At 73.8% G+C, this 18,503-nt stretch carries 16 protein-coding genes; 9 read left to right on the top strand and 7 right to left on the bottom strand.

Annotated elements, in window-relative coordinates; translation table 11 throughout:
- Positions 1-19: 19 nt before the first annotated feature.
- Both AB0G08_RS17300 and AB0G08_RS17295 read left to right on the top strand, forming a co-directional pair.
- Positions 20-1,117 carry an ABC transporter ATP-binding protein gene (locus tag AB0G08_RS17300; RefSeq protein ID WP_358088540.1) on the top strand — a complete coding sequence of 366 codons (1,098 nt, stop codon included), beginning with the start codon at positions 20-22 and terminating at the stop codon, positions 1,115-1,117.
- A complete protein-coding gene (locus AB0G08_RS17295) occupies positions 1,114-2,217 on the top strand; it encodes an oligopeptide/dipeptide ABC transporter ATP-binding protein (RefSeq protein ID WP_358088537.1) in 1,104 nt (367 codons plus the stop codon). The genes AB0G08_RS17300 and AB0G08_RS17295 overlap by 4 nt, the downstream gene beginning before the upstream one ends.
- A gap of 80 nt (positions 2,218-2,297) precedes the next feature.
- Here AB0G08_RS17295 and AB0G08_RS17290 read toward each other — a convergent pair whose 3' ends face one another.
- Both AB0G08_RS17290 and AB0G08_RS17285 read right to left on the bottom strand, forming a co-directional pair.
- Entirely contained in the window at positions 2,298-2,753 is a 456-nt protein-coding gene (locus AB0G08_RS17290) for a hypothetical protein (RefSeq protein WP_358088534.1), read from the bottom strand.
- Positions 2,735-3,397: an HNH endonuclease family protein gene (locus AB0G08_RS17285; protein WP_358088532.1), complete on the bottom strand. Its 663-nt coding sequence runs from the start codon at positions 3,395-3,397 to the stop codon at positions 2,735-2,737. Before AB0G08_RS17285 ends, AB0G08_RS17290 begins: the two co-directional genes overlap by 19 nt.
- 108 nt (positions 3,398-3,505) lie before the next feature.
- Here AB0G08_RS17285 and AB0G08_RS17280 point away from each other — a divergent pair, with 108 nt between their 5' ends.
- Complete coding sequence (locus AB0G08_RS17280) at positions 3,506-4,957, top strand: MFS transporter (protein WP_358088529.1); 1,452 nt, start codon at positions 3,506-3,508, stop codon at positions 4,955-4,957.
- 21 nt (positions 4,958-4,978) lie between these two features.
- Here AB0G08_RS17280 and leuA read toward each other — a convergent pair whose 3' ends face one another.
- The 3 genes from leuA to AB0G08_RS17265 all read right to left on the bottom strand — a co-directional run bounded on the left by leuA (position 4,979) and on the right by AB0G08_RS17265 (position 8,429).
- Complete coding sequence (gene leuA, locus AB0G08_RS17275) at positions 4,979-6,730, bottom strand: 2-isopropylmalate synthase (protein WP_358088526.1); 1,752 nt, start codon at positions 6,728-6,730, stop codon at positions 4,979-4,981.
- A 237-nt stretch (positions 6,731-6,967) separates the two neighbouring features.
- A complete protein-coding gene (locus AB0G08_RS17270; RefSeq protein WP_358088523.1) occupies positions 6,968-7,519 on the bottom strand; it encodes a nitroreductase family protein in 552 nt (183 codons plus the stop codon).
- Between the two features lie 85 nt (positions 7,520-7,604).
- The gene (locus AB0G08_RS17265) at positions 7,605-8,429 is read right to left on the bottom strand and encodes a hypothetical protein (protein ID WP_358088520.1); all 825 of its coding nucleotides are present in this window, start codon (positions 8,427-8,429) and stop codon (positions 7,605-7,607) included.
- Between the two features lie 224 nt (positions 8,430-8,653).
- Between AB0G08_RS17265 and AB0G08_RS17260 the strand changes: the two genes are divergently transcribed.
- The gene (locus tag AB0G08_RS17260) at positions 8,654-9,919 is read left to right on the top strand and encodes an aspartate kinase (protein WP_089003025.1); all 1,266 of its coding nucleotides are present in this window, start codon (positions 8,654-8,656) and stop codon (positions 9,917-9,919) included.
- A gap of 5 nt (positions 9,920-9,924) precedes the next feature.
- Complete coding sequence (locus AB0G08_RS17255) at positions 9,925-10,986, top strand: aspartate-semialdehyde dehydrogenase (RefSeq protein WP_357870855.1); 1,062 nt, start codon at positions 9,925-9,927, stop codon at positions 10,984-10,986.
- Positions 10,987-11,130: 144 nt separating this feature from the next.
- Here the strand turns inward: AB0G08_RS17255 and AB0G08_RS17250 are convergent, their stop codons facing one another.
- On the bottom strand, positions 11,131-12,552 hold the full coding sequence (locus AB0G08_RS17250; RefSeq protein WP_358088517.1) for a diguanylate cyclase: 1,422 nt from the start codon (positions 12,550-12,552) through the stop codon (positions 11,131-11,133).
- 216 nt (positions 12,553-12,768) lie between these two features.
- On the opposite strand from AB0G08_RS17250, the gene AB0G08_RS17245 reads away from it, so the two are divergent.
- From AB0G08_RS17245 to AB0G08_RS17230, 4 genes are all read left to right on the top strand, one after another.
- On the top strand, positions 12,769-13,551 hold the full coding sequence (locus tag AB0G08_RS17245) for a phosphodiesterase (RefSeq protein WP_358088515.1): 783 nt from the start codon (positions 12,769-12,771) through the stop codon (positions 13,549-13,551).
- A gap of 24 nt (positions 13,552-13,575) precedes the next feature.
- Complete coding sequence (locus AB0G08_RS17240) at positions 13,576-14,253, top strand: histone deacetylase (protein WP_358088512.1); 678 nt, start codon at positions 13,576-13,578, stop codon at positions 14,251-14,253.
- A gap of 308 nt (positions 14,254-14,561) precedes the next feature.
- Positions 14,562-15,017 (top strand): lamin tail domain-containing protein, encoded by a 456-nt coding sequence (locus AB0G08_RS17235; RefSeq protein ID WP_358088509.1) that lies wholly within the window; start codon positions 14,562-14,564, stop codon positions 15,015-15,017.
- Positions 15,018-15,397: 380 nt separating this feature from the next.
- Complete coding sequence (locus AB0G08_RS17230) at positions 15,398-17,110, top strand: bifunctional metallophosphatase/5'-nucleotidase (protein ID WP_358088506.1); 1,713 nt, start codon at positions 15,398-15,400, stop codon at positions 17,108-17,110.
- 67 nt (positions 17,111-17,177) lie between these two features.
- On the opposite strand, the gene AB0G08_RS17225 is transcribed toward AB0G08_RS17230, so the two are convergent.
- Positions 17,178-18,461, bottom strand: a complete 1,284-nt coding sequence (locus AB0G08_RS17225) for an MFS transporter (protein ID WP_358088503.1) — start codon at positions 18,459-18,461, stop codon at positions 17,178-17,180.
- Between the last annotated feature and the right edge of the window lie 42 nt (positions 18,462-18,503).

Genomic DNA, 18,503 nt, shown 5'->3' with positions numbered 1-18,503 from the left:
AACGAAAGGCGGGCCCGACATGGCTCTGCTTGATGTCGAAGATCTCTCCGTCACCTTCGCCCGGCGCGGTCAGCGCACCGTGCACGCCGTCGACGGGGTCTCCTTCTCCGTCGACGCGGGCGAGGTGGTCGGCCTGGTCGGCGAGTCCGGCTGCGGCAAGAGCGTCACCTCGCTGGCGATCATGGGTCTGCTGCCCAAGCAGCCGGGCCTGCGCGTCGGCGGCAAGGCGGTCTTCGACGGCACGGACCTGCTCCAGCTCGACGACCGGTCCCGGCGGGACATCCGGGGCCGCGACGTCGCGATGATCTTCCAGGACCCGCTCTCCTCGCTGAACCCGGTGATCCCGATCGGATTGCAGGTCACCGAGGTGCTCACGCGGCACCGGGGGATGAAGGGCGCGGCGGCCGAGAAGGAGGCGGCGGCCCTGCTGGACCGGGTCGGCATCCCCGACCCGAAGCGGCGGCTGAAGGAGTACCCGCACCAGCTCTCGGGCGGCATGCGGCAGCGCGCCCTGATCGCGATGGCGGTGGCCTGCAAGCCCCGGCTGCTGATCGCCGACGAGCCGACCACGGCGCTGGACGTCACCATCCAGGCGCAGATCCTGGAGCTGCTCAAGGAGCTGGTCCGGGAGTCCGGCACCGCCCTGGTGATGATCACGCACGACCTGGGCGTGGTCGCCGGCATGTGCGACACCATCAACGTGCTCTACGGCGGCCGGGTGGTGGAGACGGCCCGCCGTCGCCCGCTGTTCCGCGAGCCCCGGCACCCGTACACCGTGGGGCTGCTCGGCTCGGTGCCGCGCCTGGACGCCGGGCGCGGCGAGCGGCTGAACCCGATTCCCGGCTCGGTCCGCGACCTGCTGCCCTGGCCGGACGGCTGCGCCTTCGCGCCGCGCTGCACGCGGCGGGTCGACGAGTGCGTCGGGGAGCCGCCCGCGCTGGTGCTCGCCCACGACGGCCGCAGCTACCGCTGCGTCAACCCGGCGCCGGTGCCCGGCACCCTGCCCCGGCCGGCCGCCACCAGCACCGCCCCGGCGGAGGCGCCGACCGCCACCGTCCCGGCCGCGGAGGCGACCGCGGGCCCGGTGCCCGCACCGCGCGAGGAGGAGAAGCCGTGACCGAGAGCGACATCCTCGTCGAGGTCCGCGACCTGAAGGTCCACTTCCCGATCCGGCGGGGGGTGATCTTCGATCGGACGGTCGGCCACGTGAAGGCCGTCGACGGCGTCGACCTGAGCATCCCGCGCGGGAAGACGTACGGCCTGGTCGGCGAGTCCGGCTGCGGCAAGTCGACGCTGGGCCGGGCGCTGCTCCAGCTCACCCCGCCCACCAGCGGCGAGGTCCGGTTCGACGGCGTCGAACTGACGAAGCTGCCGTCGGGCAAGCTGCGGTCGATGCGCCGCCGGATGCAGATGATCTTCCAGGACCCGATGTCGAGCCTGGACCCCCGGCAGAACGTCGAGTCGATCCTCACCGAGGGCCTGCACGCCCACGGCATCGGCGGCAACCGGGACGAGCGGCGACGGGTCATCGGCGAGACCCTGGACAAGGTCGGCCTGCCCCGCTGGGCGCTCTCCCGCTATCCGCACGAGTTCTCCGGCGGCCAGCGGCAGCGCATCGGCATCGCCCGGGCGCTGGTGCTCGGGCCCGACCTGATCGTCGCCGACGAGCCGGTCTCCGCGCTCGACGTGTCGATCCAGGCCCAGGTGGTGAACCTCCTCGACGACCTCCAGGACACCCTCGGCCTGACCTATCTGGTGATCGCGCACGACCTCGCGGTGGTCCGGCACATCTCCGACACCGTCGGCGTCATGTATTTGGGCGCGCTGGTCGAGGAGGCGCCGAGCGACCGGCTCTACACGGAGCCGATGCACCCGTACACGCGGGCCCTGATGTCGGCGGTGCCCGTGCCGGACCCGGACGTGGAGGACCGCCGGGAGCGCATCCTGCTCGCCGGCGACCTGCCCTCGCCCGCGAACCCGCCGGCGGGCTGCCGGTTCCACACCCGCTGCCCGTGGGCGCAGCCGACCCGCTGCGCCGACGAGCGGCCCGCGCTGCGGGACGTCGGCGGCAGCCGGGTCGCCTGCCACTTCGCGGAGCGGATCGCCAGCGGGGAACTCCGCCCGCACAAGGTCAGCGTGCAGCTCACCCGCCCGGTCGGCGAGGGCGAGGAGCCGCACATCGTCTCCGCCCCCAACGAGCCCGGCTCGTACGTCTGATCCGCGTCGCGGACGCGGCCCTCGGACGGGGGCCGCGTCCGGGCGCCGGGCGCTGGGGGCCAGCCCTCGCGGCGGTGGGGTCAGCCCTCGGGGCGGTGCAGCAGCGCGACCGCGACGCCGTGCACCGCGTCCAGCCCGGCCGGGTCGGCCAGCGCGACCCGGCCGCCGGTGACCGTGTACCACTCGTCGGCGTCCTTGTACTGCACCGTCAGCGTGACCTGGCCGTCGGCGTACCCGGTGCGCAGGGTCAGCTCGCCGGTGACCACACCGACCTCGTCGGTCATCACCCCGCCCGGGCCGGGCACGATGTCGGCCGTACGCTCCTGCGCGGCGGTCGACGTGCCCTCGGCGTCGGCGGCCATGCCGGCCCCCGGCACCCCGGTCGTCGCGCCGGCCGCGCCGTCCGCCGTCATGCCGGCCGTGGTCGGCCCGGCCGACGCACTGCCGGTGGCCGCCGCCGCGTCCTCCCCGGTGGCGTCCGGCGTCTGCTCCGGGGCGGGCGTCGCCCCGGCTCCGGTCACGGCTTGCTCGCCCATGTGCAGCCCTCCAGCATGTCGGTCAGGGCGGCCTTCTCGGCGGTGGTCACCGTGAGCCGCCAGTGGTGCTTGACCGTCACCCAGTTCTCGGCGTACTGGCACCAGAACGACCGGTTCGCCGGCTTCCACTGGGACGGGTCCTGGTCACCCTTTGCCCGGTTGGAGGAGGCGGAAACCGCGATCAGCTGCGGCCGGTCCAGATCGTTGGCGAACTCGCCGCGCTTCGCGTCGTCCCACTCGTCGGCGCCCGAACGCCACGCGTTCGCCAGCGGCACCATGTGGTCGATGTCCACGTCGGAGGGGTCGGTGAGGGCGCGGTCGTCGTACACGCTCTCCCAGCGGCCGTCGACGACGTTGCAGCCGGAGAGCCGGATGTCCTCCCCGTCGCGCTTCAGCACGCTGTCGCGTACGTCGCAGTTCTTGCCGGTGTCCCGCCAGTGCGGGAAGCGCTCCCGGCTGTAGCCCTTCATCGACCCGGCGGTGGCCACGGTGAGCTGGGTCAGCTTCTGCGCGGCGTTGCCGCCACCACCGCTGCTCGGCGGGGTGTCCGGCTCGTCGACGGCGGCACAACCGGCCGCGCCGAGCGCCAGCGCCGCGGCGAGCGCGGCCGTCACCGCGGCGCGCGGTCCTGATCTGGTACGCACAGACGACACCTCTCCAGCTTGCGGGCTCCCGGCGATCCCGCACAGTACCCGGGCCTGGTTTCGGCGATTCGTGGCGTCTCTCATATCGTGCGAGGCAGATTGGACCCCATGACCGAAACCGCCCCCGCGCTCCGGCTGGGCACCGCCCGCGGGCGGGGCACCCTGCTCGCGGCCGTCCTCGCCTCCGGCATGGTCTTCCTGGACACCACCGTGGTCAACGTGGCGCTGCCCCGCCTCGGCGCGGACCTCGGCGCCACCGTCGCCGGTCTCCAGTGGACGGTGAACGGCTACCTGCTGATGCTCGCCGCCTTCGTCCTGCTCGGCGGCGCGCTCGGCGACCGCTTCGGGCGGCGGCGGGTCTTCCTGCTCGGGGTGGTCTGGTTCACCCTCGCGTCGCTGCTCTGCGGCCTGGCCCAGGGCACCGAGTGGCTGATCGCGGCCCGGTTCCTCCAGGGCGCCGGGGGCGCGCTGCTCACCCCCGGCTCGCTGTCGGTGCTCCAGGCCAGCTTCCACCCGGACGACCGGGGCCGCGCGATCGGCGCGTGGTCGGGGCTGTCCGGCGTCTCCACCGCGCTCGGCCCGTTCCTCGGCGGCTGGCTGATCGACGCGCTCTCCTGGCGGTGGATCTTCTTCCTGAACCTGCCGCTGGCCGTGCTCGTGCTGCTGGCGGCGCTGCGCTGGGTGCCGGAGAGCCGGGACGAGGCCGCCTCCCGCACCGGGGCGTCGGGGCGCCGCCGCCGGTTCGACGTGGCCGGCGCGCTGCTCGGCGCGCTCGCCCTGGCCGGCGTCACGTACGCGCTGATCGACGCCCCCGTCCGGGGCTTCGACTCGGTGCCGGTGCTCGTAGCCGCGCTGGCGGGCGTGGCCGGCGCGGCGGCCTTCGTGCTGGTCGAGCGGCGCCGGGGGGACGCCGCGATGCTGCCCACCGGCCTGTTCGGCAGCCGGCTCTTCTCCGTGCTGAACGTCTTCACCGTGCTCGTCTACGCGGCGCTCGGCGGCTTCACGTTCTTCCTCGCCGTCTACCTGCAGAACGTGGTCGGCTGGTCGGCGCTGCTCACCGGGGTCGCCCTGCTGCCGATGACGGTGCTGCTGCTGGTCGGCTCGGCCCGGGCCGGCGCGCTGTCGGCGCGGATCGGGCCGCGGCTGCCGCTGACCGTCGGGCCGGTGGTGGCCGCCGCCGGGCTGGTGCTGCTGCGCGGCGTCGGCCCCGACGCGTCGTACTGGCGGGACGTGCTGCCCGGGGTGGTGCTCTTCGGGATCGGGCTGACGCTGGTGGTGGCTCCGCTGACCGCCTCCGTGCTGGCCGCGGTCGACGACCGGTTCGCCGGCGTGGCGAGCGGCTTCAACAACGCCGCGTCCCGCGCCGGCGGCCTGCTGGCGGTGGCGGCGCTTCCGCTGCTGGTCGGGCTCTCCGGCTCCGGCTACGCGCAGCCGGCCGCGCTGACCGCCGCGTACCGGGGCGCGATGCTCTGGTGCGCCGGCCTGCTGCTGGCCGGGGCGGCGATGGCGGCCCTGCTCATCCACCGCCCACCCCGGCGTCGGGAAGGGCACCCTGCCTGAACGGGTGCCCTTCCCGGCCCGTCAGGCGCGGGCGCGGTTGACGGCGCTCGTCACGGCCTTCACGGAGGCGGTGACGATGTTGGCGTCGGTGCCGACGCCCCAGACCGTACGACCGTCGACCTCGCACTCCACGTAGGCGGCGGCCTGCGCGTCCCCGCCGGAGGAGAGCGCGTGCTCGTGGTAGTCGAGCACCCGTACCGCCACGCCCACCGACTGGAGCGCGTTGACGTACGCGTCGATCGGGCCGTTGCCGACCGCGGTCAGCGAGCGGGGCTCCCCGCCCAGGCCGACGCGGGCCTCGATCTCGACCTTGCCCTCGGCGGTGCCGATGGCGTACCCGTCCAGGGTGAGCGCCGGGTCGACCTGGTGGTCGAGCAGGTAGTGCCCGGCGAAGATCTCCCACATCGTGCCCGGGTCGACCTCGCCGCCGTCGTGGTCGGTCACCTGCTGGACCACGCCGGAGAACTCGATCTGGAGCCGGCGCGGCAGGTCGAGCTGGTGCTCGCTCTTCATGATGTACGCGACGCCGCCCTTGCCGGACTGCGAGTTGACGCGGATGACCGCCTCGTAGGTGCGGCCCAGGTCCTTCGGGTCGATCGGCAGGTAGGGCACCGCCCAGGTGTGCTGGTCGATGGGCACCCCGGCCGCCGCCGCGTCCTTGGCGAGCGCGTCGAAGCCCTTCTTGATCGCGTCCTGGTGGGAGCCGGAGAAGGCGGTGTAGACCAGGTCGCCCGCGTACGGGTGGCGCTCGTGCACCGGGAGCTGGTTGCAGTACTCGACGGCGCGCCGCACCTCGTCGATGTTCGAGAAGTCGATCATCGGGTCGACGCCCTGGGAGAAGAGATTCAGCCCCAGCGTCACCAGGTCGACGTTGCCGGTGCGCTCGCCGTTGCCGAAGAGGCAGCCCTCGACCCGGTCCGCGCCGGCCAGCAGCCCCAGCTCGGCGGCGGCGACGCCGGTGCCCCGGTCGTTGTGCGGGTGCAGGCTCAGCACCAGGCTGTCGCGGCGGGGCAGGTGCCGGTGCATCCACTCGATCGAGTCGGCGTAGACGTTCGGCATCGCCATCTCGACGGTGGCCGGCAGGTTGACGATCAGCTTGCGGTCCGGGGTCGGGTCGACCACCTCGATGACCTTGGCGCAGACCTCCAGCGCGTACTCCAGCTCCGTGCCCGTGTAGGACTCGGGCGAGTACTCGTAGTGGATGTCCGTGTCCGGGGTGTGGATCTCCGCGTACTTGCGGCAGAGCCGCGCGCCCTGGGTGGCGATGTCCGCGATGCCGTCGCGGTCCAGCCCGAAGACCACCCGCCGCTGGAGCGTGGAGGTCGAGTTGTAGAAGTGCACGATCGCCCGCCGCGCGCCGCGCAACGACTCGAAGGTCCGGTCGATCAGGTGCTCCCGGCACTGGGTGAGCACCTGGATCGTGACGTCCTCCGGGATCAGGTCCTGCTCGATGAGCTGCCGCACGAAGTCGTAGTCCGTCTGGCTGGCCGAGGGGAAGCCGACCTCGATCTCCTTGTAGCCCATCTGCACCAGCAGCTGGAACATCCGGCGCTTGCGCTCCGGTGACATCGGGTCGATCAGCGCCTGGTTGCCGTCGCGCAGGTCCACCGCGCACCAGCGCGGCGCGACCTCGACGTGCCGGGTCGGCCAGCCGCGGTCGGGCAGGTCGATCCGGAACTGTTGCTGGTACGGCTGGTAGCGGTGGTACGGCATCCGGCTGGGGCGCTGCCGGGCGATCGGATCGGTCTCAGCGTCGGTGACGGGTTGAGCCATGACGGAGTACTCCCTGGAACATGTGGCGTCAGCAATCGGAAGGTGTCGGCCAGGTGCCGGGCGACGGTGCCCGGGCGGTTGCCGATGGGAAGTTCGGATGTGCTGGACGGCGCGGTTCGACTCCGCGACGAGGTGCCGGCCTTCAGGCCTCGTCGCGGCGACCAAGGAGGAGGTACGCCTGCCACATGACCAGGTAACCCTACGTGGCTGGCCGGGGTGCGGGAAGGCCGGTCCGGACTATGAGACGCACTTCGCAGCCTGGCAGGTCAGCATGAGTTCGGCCAGGGGGAGGCGGCGGCGCAGGCCGGTCTCCGAGCGGAGCAGGTCGGCGGGGAGGCTGAGCGGGTCGCCGAGCTGCCCGACGGCGGCCACCGCGTGCGGCCGTACGCCCGCCGGCAGGTCGAGGTCGGCGGCCAGGCCGGCGTGGTCGAGGTCGCGCAGCTGGCGTACGTGCAGGCCGAGCGCCGTGGCCTGCACGGTGAGGTGGGCGACCGCCTGGCCCAGGTCGTACGCGTGCCGGGCGGAGCCCGTGCGGTGGGCGCACAGCAGCAGCGCGGAGGCGCGCTGGGCCCACCGCTGGTCCCGTTCCGGCAGGTTGACCAGGATCCGCTTGAACGTCTCGTCGTCCCGGTGCCCGAGCGCGAACCGCCACGGTTGGGCGTTGCCGGCCGAGGGCGCCCAGCGGGCCGCCTCCAGCAGCGCGGACGCGTCCTGGCGGGACAGCTCCGCCACCGGGTCGAAGGACCGGGGGCTCCAGCGGAACGCGAGCAGCGGGGTGAGGTCGGCCATGGGGCGAGTGTCCCGTAAGGGCGATTCAGTAGTTAAGGGCGGGATGTCCGAATGTGGCGAACGGCACCCGTAACGTCACCCGTGGTCAGAACGTTCCCGCGCTCGGGCTCACGGTCGGTTCCGCGGTCGGCTCCGGCGTCGCCGTGCCGAGCGGCTCGGCGTCGACCACCGGCCCGGCCAGCTGCACGGTGGCCGGGGCCGGCGCGGGCGTCCCGGCGAGGATCAGCGTGCCGAACGCCGTACGCACCGCCGTGGGCGTGCCGTCGGGGCCGTAGCAGTAGATCCCCACGTCGAGCGGCGCGTTGATCGACGCCGAGGTGGTCTCGACCGAGTAGCAGGCGCCGGACGCGCCGGGCGGCGGCTGGGCGGGCGAGACGGCGAGCGGGGCCCGCTGGTCGGTCAGCACGTCCAGCCAGTCGGTGAACGGGTGCTGCACCCGGGGATCGAGCCGCCGCGGCACGGCCTCGTCCGGGTCGCCGAGGCGTACGCAGGCCGCCGGCTCGGGCCGGGCGGCGGACGGCAGGGCGCACTGGAACAGCCCGTCGGCGGTGGCGGCGAACGAGACGTCGGCGGTCCCGCCGAGCGCGCCGCCCGGCACGTCGACGCGCCAGCTGCCGTCGTTCGCGCTGGTCACCAGGATCGTCCGGTCCGGGGACCCGGGGGCGCGCAGCGTGTAACTGGCGACCAGGTGCCGGTCCTGCGCGGCGGCCGCCAGCGCGGCCAGCTCGTCGCGCGCCGCGTCCAGCCCCGCCGGCGCCGGTGTCGAGGTGGGGGTGGGCCGGGCGACCGGCTGGTCGGCGGTGCAGGCGACGAGGAGCGCGGGCAGGGCGATCGCGAGCGGGCCGGCGAGGCGTCGGGCCGCTCGCACGGGCTTCGCGGCAGGGCCGGCCGGGCGGGGATGGGCGTGCACGGGGCCATTCTGCGGCCCGGAAACGGCGCGCGTGGGCCCTGCCGCGCGCAGCGCCCCGGCGTGTCGCGGGCCACCCCGCCCCGCGCGGCCGGGCCGGATCGTGGGATCACCCGACCCGCCCGGGTCGGCCGACCGATACCCTGGGTGCGTCTGACGCGCGCCGCCGGCTGAGATCCGGCGGCGTCGGCACGCTCAGGGTCGTCGCTGGGAGGGAGTGCACCGTCGTGGCACTCGTGGTGCAGAAGTACGGCGGGTCCTCCGTCGCCAACGCGGAGCGGATCAAGCGGGTGGCCGAGCGCATCGTCGCCGCCCGCAAGGCCGGCGACGACGTCGTCGTGGTGGTCTCCGCCATGGGGGACACGACAGACGAGCTGCTCGACCTGGCCAACCAGGTCAGCCCGCTGCCGCCGGGCCGCGAGCTGGACATGCTGCTCACCGCCGGGGAGCGGATCTCCATGGCGCTGCTCGCCATGGCCATCCACAACCTGGGGTACGAGGCCCGCTCGTTCACCGGCTCCCAGGCGGGCGTGATCACCACGTCGGTGCACGGCCGGGCGCGGATCATCGACGTCACGCCGGGCCGGCTCAAGGGCGCGCTCGACGAGGGCGCGGTGGTCATCGTCGCCGGCTTCCAGGGCGTCTCGCAGGACACCAAGGACGTCACCACGCTGGGCCGGGGCGGCTCCGACACCACCGCCGTGGCGCTCGCCGCCGCGCTGCACGCGGACGTCTGCGAGATCTACACCGACGTGGACGGCGTCTTCAGCGCCGACCCGCGGATCGTCCCGAACGCGCGGCACATCACCCAGATCACCTACGAGGAGATGCTGGAGCTGGCCGCCTGCGGCGCCAAGATCCTGCACCTGCGCAGCGTGGAGTACGCCCGCCGGGCGGGCTTGCCGATCCACGTCCGTTCGTCATACTCGACCAACACCGGCACGATGGTCACCGGATCGATGGAGGACCTTCCTGTGGAGCAAGCACTGATCACCGGGGTCGCCCACGACCGCAGCGAAGCCAAGATCACGATCGTGGGGGTGCCCGACGAGCCGGGCGCCGCCGCGCGGATCTTCGACACCGTGGCCGGCGCCGAGATCAACCTCGACATGATCGTGCAGAACGTGTCCACCGAGGGCACGGGCCGCACGGACATCTCCTTCACGCTGCCCAAGGCCGACGGCCCGACGGCCATGGCCGCCCTGAGCAAGATCCAGGAGTCGGTCAAGTTCAAGGGCCTGCTCTACGACGACCACGTCGGCAAGGTCTCGCTGATCGGGGCCGGCATGCGCTCGCACCCCGGCGTCGCGGCCGGCTTCTTCGCCGCCCTGGGCGCGGCGGGGGTGAACATCGAGATGATCTCCACCTCGGAGATCCGGGTCTCCGTGGTCTGCCGCGACACCGACCTGGACGCCGCCGTGCGCGCCATCCACGAGGCCTTCGACCTCGGTGGCGACACCGAGGCCGTCGTCTACGCGGGGACGGGACGGTAGCCACCGTGTCGCCGCTGCCCACCCTGGCCGTGGTCGGGGCGACCGGTGCCGTCGGCACGGTGATGTGCGAGCTGCTCAGCGGCCGCAAGAACGTCTGGGGCGAGATCCGGCTGCTCGCCTCCGAGCGCTCGGTCGGGCGGCGGCTGCGCTGCCGGGGCGAGGAGCTGACCGTCCAGGCGCTGACCCCGGAGGCGTTCGACGGCGTCGACGTGGCGATGTTCGACGTCCCGGACGAGGTCTCCGCGCGGTGGGCGCCGATCGCGGTCGGCCGCGGGGCCGTCGCGGTGGACAACTCCGGCGCCTTCCGGATGGACCGCGACGTCCCGCTGGTGGTGCCGGAGATCAACCCCGAGCAGGTACGCAACCGGCCGAAGGGCATCATCGCCAACGCCAACTGCACCACCCTGGCGATGATCATCGCGATCGCCCCGCTGCACCGCGAGTACGGGCTGCGCGAACTGGTGCTCGCCTCCTACCAGGCGGCCTCCGGCGCCGGCCAGAGCGGCGTGGACACCCTGCACGCCCAGCTGACCAAGATCGCGGGCGACCGGGTGCTCGGCTCCCGCCCCGGCGACGTACGCCAGGCGGTCGGCGACGACGTGGGCCCGTTCCCCGCGCCGCTGGCGCTGAACGTGGTGCCCTGGGCCGGCTCCCTGGCCGACGCGGGATGGTCGTCCGAGGAGATGAAGCTGCGCAACGAGTCGCGCAAGATCCTCGGGCTGCCCGACCTGAAGGTCTCCGCCACCTGCGTACGGGTCCCGGTGGTGACCGGCCACTCCGTCGCGGTGCACGCGGTCTTCGCCACCGAGGTGGACGCCGAGGGCGCCCGCGAGGTGCTGCGGAACGCGCCCGGGGTGATCCTGGTCGACGACCCTGCCGCGGGCGAGTTCCCGATGCCCATCGACGCGGTCGGCACCGACCCCTCCTGGGTGGGCCGGATCCGCCGCGCCGTCGACGACCCCCGCGCCCTGGACTTCTTCGTCACCGGCGACAACCTCCGCAAGGGCGCCGCCCTCAACACGGCCCAGATAGCCGAACTCCTGGCCAGGGAACTGACCCCCCGCTGACCCCACCCGCGCCGCCCCGCGCCGGCCCGCGTCGATCATGCACTTGTGGTGGGGGAAGAGCGGCTCTTGTGGCTTCTGCGGGGCACCACAACTGCATGATCGACGGCCTGAACCGGGGGCTGGTCCGCGGCACGGGCGGGAGGGTCAGGCGGGGGCCAGGCGGACGCCGTCGCGGCCGTGCCGTTTGACCGCGTACAGCGCCTGGTCGGCGCGGCGCAGCGTGGCCTCGGGTGACTCGCCCGGGCGGGGAAGGGCCACCCCGACGCTGATCGTGCGGCCGATCCGCCTCGCCGCCTCGGCGAGGCGTTCGGCGATCCGGACCGCCTCCTCGGGGCGACCCACCTCGATCACGGCCACGAACTCGTCGCCGCCGACCCGGTAGAGCTCGTCGCCGTGGCGCAGCGCCCCCTCCAGGGCCCGGGCCAGCCGGACGAGCACGCGGTCGCCGGCCTGGTGGCCGTACGTGTCGTTGACGGTCTTGAAGCCGTCCACGTCGATCGCCAGCAGGGCCGTGCGCCCCGGGGTGGCCACCGCGATCCGCCGGCCGAACGGGCCCGTGTGCCGCAGCCCGGTCAACGGGTCCGAGTTGGCCTGCTCGCGCAGGCGGGCGAGGGTGCGCAGCCGGTCCAGGCAGCTCCACGCCTGGCCGGCGAGCAGCTCCAACAGGTTGACCGTGGTCGGGTCGGGGCGCAGCAGCCGTTCGTCGGCGACCAGCAGCACCCCGCCGTCGGCGGGCAGGCCGACCGGCACCGCGACCAGGGTGCGCACCCCGGCCCGGGTCAGCGGCCGGTGGTCGGGGATGGGCGGGTGCCCGGCCTCGCCCAGCGTGTAGCCCACGCCGTGGCGGTGGGCGCGGGCGACCAACCGGTCCAGCGCGGCCGGTCCCGCCTCGGTCAGCTCCGCCCGGATCCGGGCCTCCAGCTCGCCCGGGGTGGCGGGCGGCGTGCCCAGCCGGGGCCCGTCCGGGCCGGCGAACACCAGCACCGCCGCGGAGAGGGTGGACACGTCCCGGGCCGCGGCGATCGCGGCGGCGAACAGGTCCCACTCCGTCGACGCGGAGGTCAGCGCGGCGGCGTGCCGGAGGAGCTTCTCGCTGCGGCTCTCCGGCGGTGGTCCGCCGAGCGCCACGATCCGGGCGCCGAGCCGGGCCGCCAGCCGCTCGGCGGTGTCGCGCCACGGGGCCAGGTCGGTCGGGCCGCACCACTGGAGGTCCAGCACCCCGATGGGCCGGCCCGCCGGATCCAGCACCGGTACGCACACCTCGGCGGTGACGTCGGGGCGTACCGGGATGTAGTCGGGGTCGCCGGCGACGTCGGGCACGACGGCGGTCTCGCCGGAGGCGTACACCCGGCCCACGATCCCGGTCTTCGGCGGCACCGTGGAGAAGACCTGCCAGGACCCGGTGGCCGCGACGCAGCGGAGCCGGTCGTGGACGTGCAGCAGGACGGAGATGGTGGCCGGCGCGTGCCGGGCGAGCGCGCTGACGGTCCACCCGCACGCCTCGACGACGGTCGACGCCATGGGGAGGCGGACCGTGACGTCACGGATGACTCGCTCGTGATCCACTCGGCACGTCGTTCCAGGTAGGGAGGGCTGCGACCGGCGGGCGGGCCCGCGATCAAGCGTACTCAGCGGGGCCCCGGACCGCCGGTGACCAAGATCGCCCACCGCTTTCGTACACATGTGCCATCCACAGGCTGTGGACAGGGCCTGTGGGTTCGGCGGGCCGCGCGCCGGGGCTCGCGGCGATAGCGTGGGGGTCCCGGTCGAGTGGAGGCACGGATGCTCATCGCCCAGCTCAGTGATCCGCACGTGACCACCGGCGCGCTCGCCACCGAGCCGGCCGCCGGCCTGCACCGCGCCCTGGGCCGGGTGCTGGCGCTGAACCCCCGGCCCGACTGCGTGGTCCTCACCGGCGACCTGGTCGACCGCGGCGGCCCCGACGAGTACGCGGCCCTGCGCGAGATCATCGGCCGGTTCCCGCTGCCGGTGCACCTGGTCGCCGGCAACCACGACGACCGGGAGTCGCTGCTGGACGCGTTCGGCGGCACGCCGTGGCTCGGCGGCGGCTTCTCCGCGTACTACCACGTGGACCACGCGGAGGCGACGGTCGTGGTGCTGGACTCGTCGATGCCGGGCGGGGGCGGCGCCGGCTGTCTCGGCGAGGACCAGCTCGGCTGGCTCGACGGGGTGCTGGCCGGCCGCCCCGAGGTGCCGGCCGTGGTCTGCCTGCACCACCCGCCGGCGCCGGTCGGCATCCCGTTCCTCGACGACATCCGGCTGACCGACGGCGACGGGCTGGCCGAGGTGGTCGCCCGGCACCCGCACGTCGTCCGGGTGATCGCCGGGCACGTCCACCGCCCGGTCACGGTGAGCTTCGCCGGCACGGTGCTCACCACCGCGCCGAGCACCTGGCGGCAGAGTTCGCTCACCATGAGCGCGGCGGAGCAGTTCGGCTGGGTCACCGAGCCGACCGGCTTCCTGCTGCACCGGGTCACCGCGAGCGGATGCGCCACGCACCTGGTGCAGGCGAGCCACGCCGCCGGCATGACCTGCGGGTTCTGACCGCCGGGGGACGGGCGGTCGCGGATGGACGAGGTCTGGTACGTCGCGTACGGGTCGAACCTGCACGCCGCCCGGCTCGGCTTCTACCTGGCCGGGGGCTGCCCGCCCGGCGGACGGCGGACCTACCCGGGCTGCCGGGACCCGCGACCCCCGAGGCGTACCGTGCCGGTGTCGCTGCCCGGCGGCGTCTACTTCGCCGGTGAGTCCCGGGCGTGGACCGGCGGGATGGCGTTCTACGACCCGGCGCTCCCCGGCGAGGCGGCGGCCCGGGCCTACCTGCTCGACGTCGGGCAGTTCGCCGACGTGGCCGCCCAGGAGATGTACCGGGAGCCCGGCGCCGACGTCGGCCTGATCGCCGAGGCCGTGGCCACCGGGCGGGCCACCCTCGGCCCCGGCCGGTACGAGACCCTGCTCTGCCCCGGCCGGCTCGACGGGCTCCCGCTGCTGACCTTCACCGCCCCCTGGGCGGCGTCCGAGGTGCGGTGGCGGGCCCCGGCCCCGGCCTACCTCGGCATGATCGCCCGTGGCCTGCGCGAGTCGCACGGCTGGGACGCCGACCGGATCGTCCGCTACCTGCTGGCCCGGCCGGGGGTCGCCGACGCCTGGGACGCGGCGGCCGTCGCGGCGCTGATCGCCGGGGACGGACCCGCGCTGACCGCCGGGGACGGACCCGCGCTGTCCGGCGGGAAGGATCCGCACTGACCCCGGGACGGGACCGGCAGGACGCGCCGGACGACTGACGCACCGGCCGGTCCCCGGGCACCGAACGCCGGGCGGGACGGGACGCCCGGTGGCCGTCGTCGCGCCGCCCGGTCACCCCGGCGGCCGGTCCGGCGACCGGCGTACGTCCCGCCGGTCGGCAGTAGATCAACCGGGCGGACGCAATCGCCCGCGGCGACCGTTTAACCGTCCACAATGACCAGTGGGCATCGATAACCTCGGCCGGCCGTGCGCGGGCACGGCTCATCCGCCGGCCTCACGAACCGGCCGTCTGTGTGTGGGGGAATCGCATGAGGAGAAGGCTGATCGGTCTCGCGGTGGCGCTCGCCGTCACGGTGGGCGTCTCGCTGACCGCCGCCGGCCCGGCCCAGGCCGCCACCCCGGCCATCCAGATCACCAAGGTCTACTACAACTCGCCGGGTGCCGACAACCGCTCGAACTCCAGCCTGAACGCCGAGTACGTCCGGCTGACCAACCGGCGCTCCACCGCCGTCAACCTGAAGTACTGGACGCTGCGCGACCAGGCCAACCACGTCTACAAGTTCTCCGGCGACTTCCGGCTGGCGGCGGGTGCCAGCGTCCTCGTGCACACCGGAAAGGGCACCAACAGCTCGACCCACCGCTACTGGGGCTCGGGCAACTACATCTGGAACAACACCGGGGACAAGGCGTACCTGCGCAACTCGTCCGGCACCCTGATCGACTCCTGCTCGTGGGGGAGCCGCGGCAGCTACACGTACTGCTGAGGCGGGCGCCGGCCCCGGGCAGCCGGGGCCGGCGGCACCCCCGGCGTCCGCCGGCGGGAACCCGTGCTCATCCGATCATCCTTCCGGCGTACGCCGTCCGTCCGGTCCTTCCTGGACCAGCCCGACCTACTGCCGTGACGATTGGGCACCCGCTGCCGGGCATGTCGGAAACGCCCGTCCGGAACTCCCGCTCGGCGGGCGTATGCCCAGGTCCCGCGGGCCCGCCCCGGTCGACCAACGGCGTCCGACGATGAGAGGCTGTCTGCGACGCGGCGGCGTCCCCCACCGTCGCCACCGCGACCGAACCCTGCCGACGGCGCGGCCCGACCCGGGGTGGACCGTCACCCGGGTGCCCGCGCCGGCTTTCCACGAGGAGTTCCATGTCCATCCCCGGGATGCGCCGGGCCGCCATCGGCCTGACCGCGCTCGCCGTGACCGCCCTCGGCGCGGTCGCGACCACCCCCGACCAGGCGGACGCCGGCCCGAAGCCGGTCGCCGTCAAGCTGCTCGCCCTCAACGACTTCCACGGCAACCTCGAACCGCCGTCCGGCACCACCAACGGCACCATCGCCGGGCAGCCCGCCGGCGGGGCCGAATACCTCGCCACCCAGCTCGCCGAGCTGCGCAAGCGCGCCGCCAAGGAGCAGAACACCATCACCGTGGCGGCCGGCGACCTGATCGGCGCCTCCCCGCTGCTCTCCGCCGCGTTCCACGACGAGCCGACCATCGAGGCGCTGTCGCTGGCCGGGCTCGACTACGCCAGCGTCGGGAACCACGAGTTCGACGAGGGCGCCGACGAGCTGCTGCGCATCCAGAACGGCGGCTGCCACCCGGTCGACGGCTGCGCCGACGGCACCCCGTACGAGGGCGCCGGCTTCCAGTACCTCTCCGCGAACGCGTTCAAGACCGCGAGCGGTCAGCCGCTGCTGGCCCCGTACGCCATCCACAAGGTGCAGGGCGTCAAGGTCGGCTTCATCGGCATGACGCTGGAGGGCACCCCGCAGATCGTCAGCCCGCAGGGCGTCGCCGGCCTGACCTTCACCGACGAGGCGCAGACCGCCAACCGGTACGCCCGCGAGCTGCGCCGCCAGGGCGTCGAGACCATCGTCGTGCTGATGCACGAGGGTGGCACCCAGGACGCCACCGGCGGCATCAACGACTGCAAGGGCATCAGCGGCCCGGTCGTGGACATCGCCAACCGGATGGACCCGTCGATCGACGTGGTCGTCAGCGGCCACACCCACCAGGCGTACAACTGCAACATCAACGGCAAGCTGGTCACCAGCGCCAGCTCCTTCGGTCGCCTGGTCACCGACATCGACCTCTCCATCGACCGGCGCACCGGCGACGTGATCAGCGCCAAGGCCGAGAACGTGGTGGTCACCCGCGACGTCGACCCGGACCGGGCGCAGACCGATCTGATCAACCGCTACAAGACCGTGCTCGGCCCGGTGGCCGGCCGCGAGGTCGGCCAGACCACCGAGGCGATCACCAAGACCCAGGAGACCCTCTTCGGTACGGTCAAGGGCGAGTCCCCGCTGGGCAACCTGGTCGCCGACGCGCAGCTCGCCGCCACCGACGACGAGCAGGGGGCGGTAGCCGCCTTCATGAACCCCGGTGGCGTACGCGCCGACGTCGACGCCGGCCCGGTCACCTACGAGGAGGCGTTCACGGTGCAGCCGTTCGCCAACAACCTCGTGACGCTCGACCTCACCGGCGCGCAGCTCTACTGCCTGCTGGAGCAGCAGTTCGTCACCGGCCGGACGCTCTACCCGTCGTCGACCGTCCGCTACGTCGTCGACCCGGCCGGCACCACCGGCACCGTCGCCGACGCCTGCGCCGGGACCCGGGTCGTCCGGGGCAGCCTCACCCTGGGCGGGGTGGCGGTCACCGCCGACGCCACGTACCGGGTCACGGTGAACAACTTCCTCTCCGGCGGCGGCGACGGCTTCACCGTCCTCACCGGCGGCACCAACGCGGTCACCGGCATGATCGACCTGGACGCGTTCGTGGCCTACCTGACCGCCGAGTCCCCGGTTTCGGCGCCGGCCCTGGACCGGATCCGCACCACCGCGGAGGTCCCCGCCGCCTGACGGCAGCGGTACGCACACCCGACGGGCCCCGGAGCATCCGCTCCGGGGCCCGTTCTCCGTCCGGTGGTCAGGCCTGCACGGGGGCCGGTTCGGTGGCCGACGGGGTGGCCGGTGTGCGGCCGTCCTGGGCCGGCGTGAGCAGCCGGCGCAGGGAGAGCGCGATGAGCGAGGCCACCAGGCAACCGCTGACGACCGCCACGACCCAGATCCGGCCGTTGGCCGCACCGAGCAGCGGGCCCGCCGTGACCGGGCCGATCACCCCGCTGATGCCGAAGATCATCGAGCTCATGGCGTTGTACCGGCCGCGCAGCGCGTCCGTGGCGAGCGCGTTCGTCAGCGCCGGCATCACCGGCGACAGCAGGGTCTCGCCGAAGCCGAAGATCGCCGAGCAGGCCACGACGCAGAGGGCGGCGACCAGCGCGTTGCTCGGGCCGACCACGCCTCCAGCCCCCAGGACCAGCCAGGCGATCGCGAAGACCCCGCCCACGACCGCCAGCCCGCCCGTCCGGCTGCGCCCCTCCATCCGCCGCAGGACCAGCAGCTGGGAGAGCACGATCATCACCGTGTTGCCGGCCAGCGCCCAGGCCACCACGCGCGGCGTCACCTCGGCCACCCGCACGGCGTACGCGGTGAAACCGACCTCGATCTGCGCGTATCCGCAGGTGGTCAGGACCAGGCCGAAGATGACGAGCCGCCGGAACGGGCGGTCGCGCAGCACGGTGAGGTAGCCGCCGGACGACGTCCGGTCCCCGGTCGGTCCGGCGGCGAGCCGGCGGCCCACGTGCGGCAGGGTCAGCAGGATCAGCGCGGGCATCAGGTAGCTGATCGCGTCGAGCACGTAGATCGCCTGGAAGGTGACGGCGCGGGTGGTGTCGACGATCGCGCCGGAGGTCAGGCCGCCGACGCCGATGCCGAGGTTGAGCAGGGCGAAGTTCAGCCCGAAGATCCGCTGCCGCTCGTCGGCGTCGGTGAGCGAGGCGAGGATCGTGTTCTGCCCGGGCCAGATGACGGAGCTGCCCATCGCGACCAGCGTCATCACGCCGAACGCCGAGGCGCTCGAATCGACCAGCGCCAGCGACCCGGTGCCGACCGCCTCGATCACCAGGCCCGAGAGCAGGATCCGGCGCGCCCCGAACCGGTCGATGAGCGTGCCGCCGACCGGCGACAGCGCCAGGGTGACCACGCCGTACCAGCCGATAACCAGACCGGCCCGGGTGTCGGTGAGGCCCCGCACGTCGGTCAGGTAGATGAACAGGAACGGCAGGGTGAGGCCGCGCCCGATCGCCGACAACAGCGTGCCGACGAGCATCCGCCGGGCTTCCGGACGGCGGGGCAGGGCGCGACTGAGCATCCCCCGATTCTGTGCGCTGGGTGTGACGCGGCGCGAGACCTT

Source organism: Micromonospora sp. NPDC023644 (genome assembly GCF_040640115.1).
In the GTDB taxonomy this organism is placed as follows: Bacteria; Actinomycetota; Actinomycetes; order Mycobacteriales; family Micromonosporaceae; genus Micromonospora.
Note: the sequence above shows the minus strand (reverse complement) of the source record. Positions and strands in the feature narration are given on the sequence as shown.

Excerpts from the sequence above, each read along its gene's own strand:
- AB0G08_RS17300 (WP_358088540.1), top strand. The coding sequence starts at position 20 with ATGGCTCTGCTTGATGTCGAAGATCTCTCCGTCACCTTCGCCCGGCGC.
- AB0G08_RS17290 (WP_358088534.1), bottom strand. The coding sequence starts at position 2,753 with ATGGGCGAGCAAGCCGTGACCGGAGCCGGGGCGACGCCCGCCCCGGAG.
- AB0G08_RS17280 (WP_358088529.1), top strand. The coding sequence starts at position 3,506 with ATGACCGAAACCGCCCCCGCGCTCCGGCTGGGCACCGCCCGCGGGCGG.
- leuA (WP_358088526.1), bottom strand. The coding sequence starts at position 6,730 with ATGGCTCAACCCGTCACCGACGCTGAGACCGATCCGATCGCCCGGCAG.
- AB0G08_RS17270 (WP_358088523.1), bottom strand. The coding sequence starts at position 7,519 with ATGGCCGACCTCACCCCGCTGCTCGCGTTCCGCTGGAGCCCCCGGTCC.
- AB0G08_RS17245 (WP_358088515.1), top strand. The coding sequence starts at position 12,769 with ATGCTCATCGCCCAGCTCAGTGATCCGCACGTGACCACCGGCGCGCTC.
- AB0G08_RS17240 (WP_358088512.1), top strand. The coding sequence starts at position 13,576 with ATGGACGAGGTCTGGTACGTCGCGTACGGGTCGAACCTGCACGCCGCC.
- AB0G08_RS17235 (WP_358088509.1), top strand. The coding sequence starts at position 14,562 with ATGAGGAGAAGGCTGATCGGTCTCGCGGTGGCGCTCGCCGTCACGGTG.
- AB0G08_RS17230 (WP_358088506.1), top strand. The coding sequence starts at position 15,398 with ATGTCCATCCCCGGGATGCGCCGGGCCGCCATCGGCCTGACCGCGCTC.
- AB0G08_RS17225 (WP_358088503.1), bottom strand. The coding sequence starts at position 18,461 with ATGCTCAGTCGCGCCCTGCCCCGCCGTCCGGAAGCCCGGCGGATGCTC.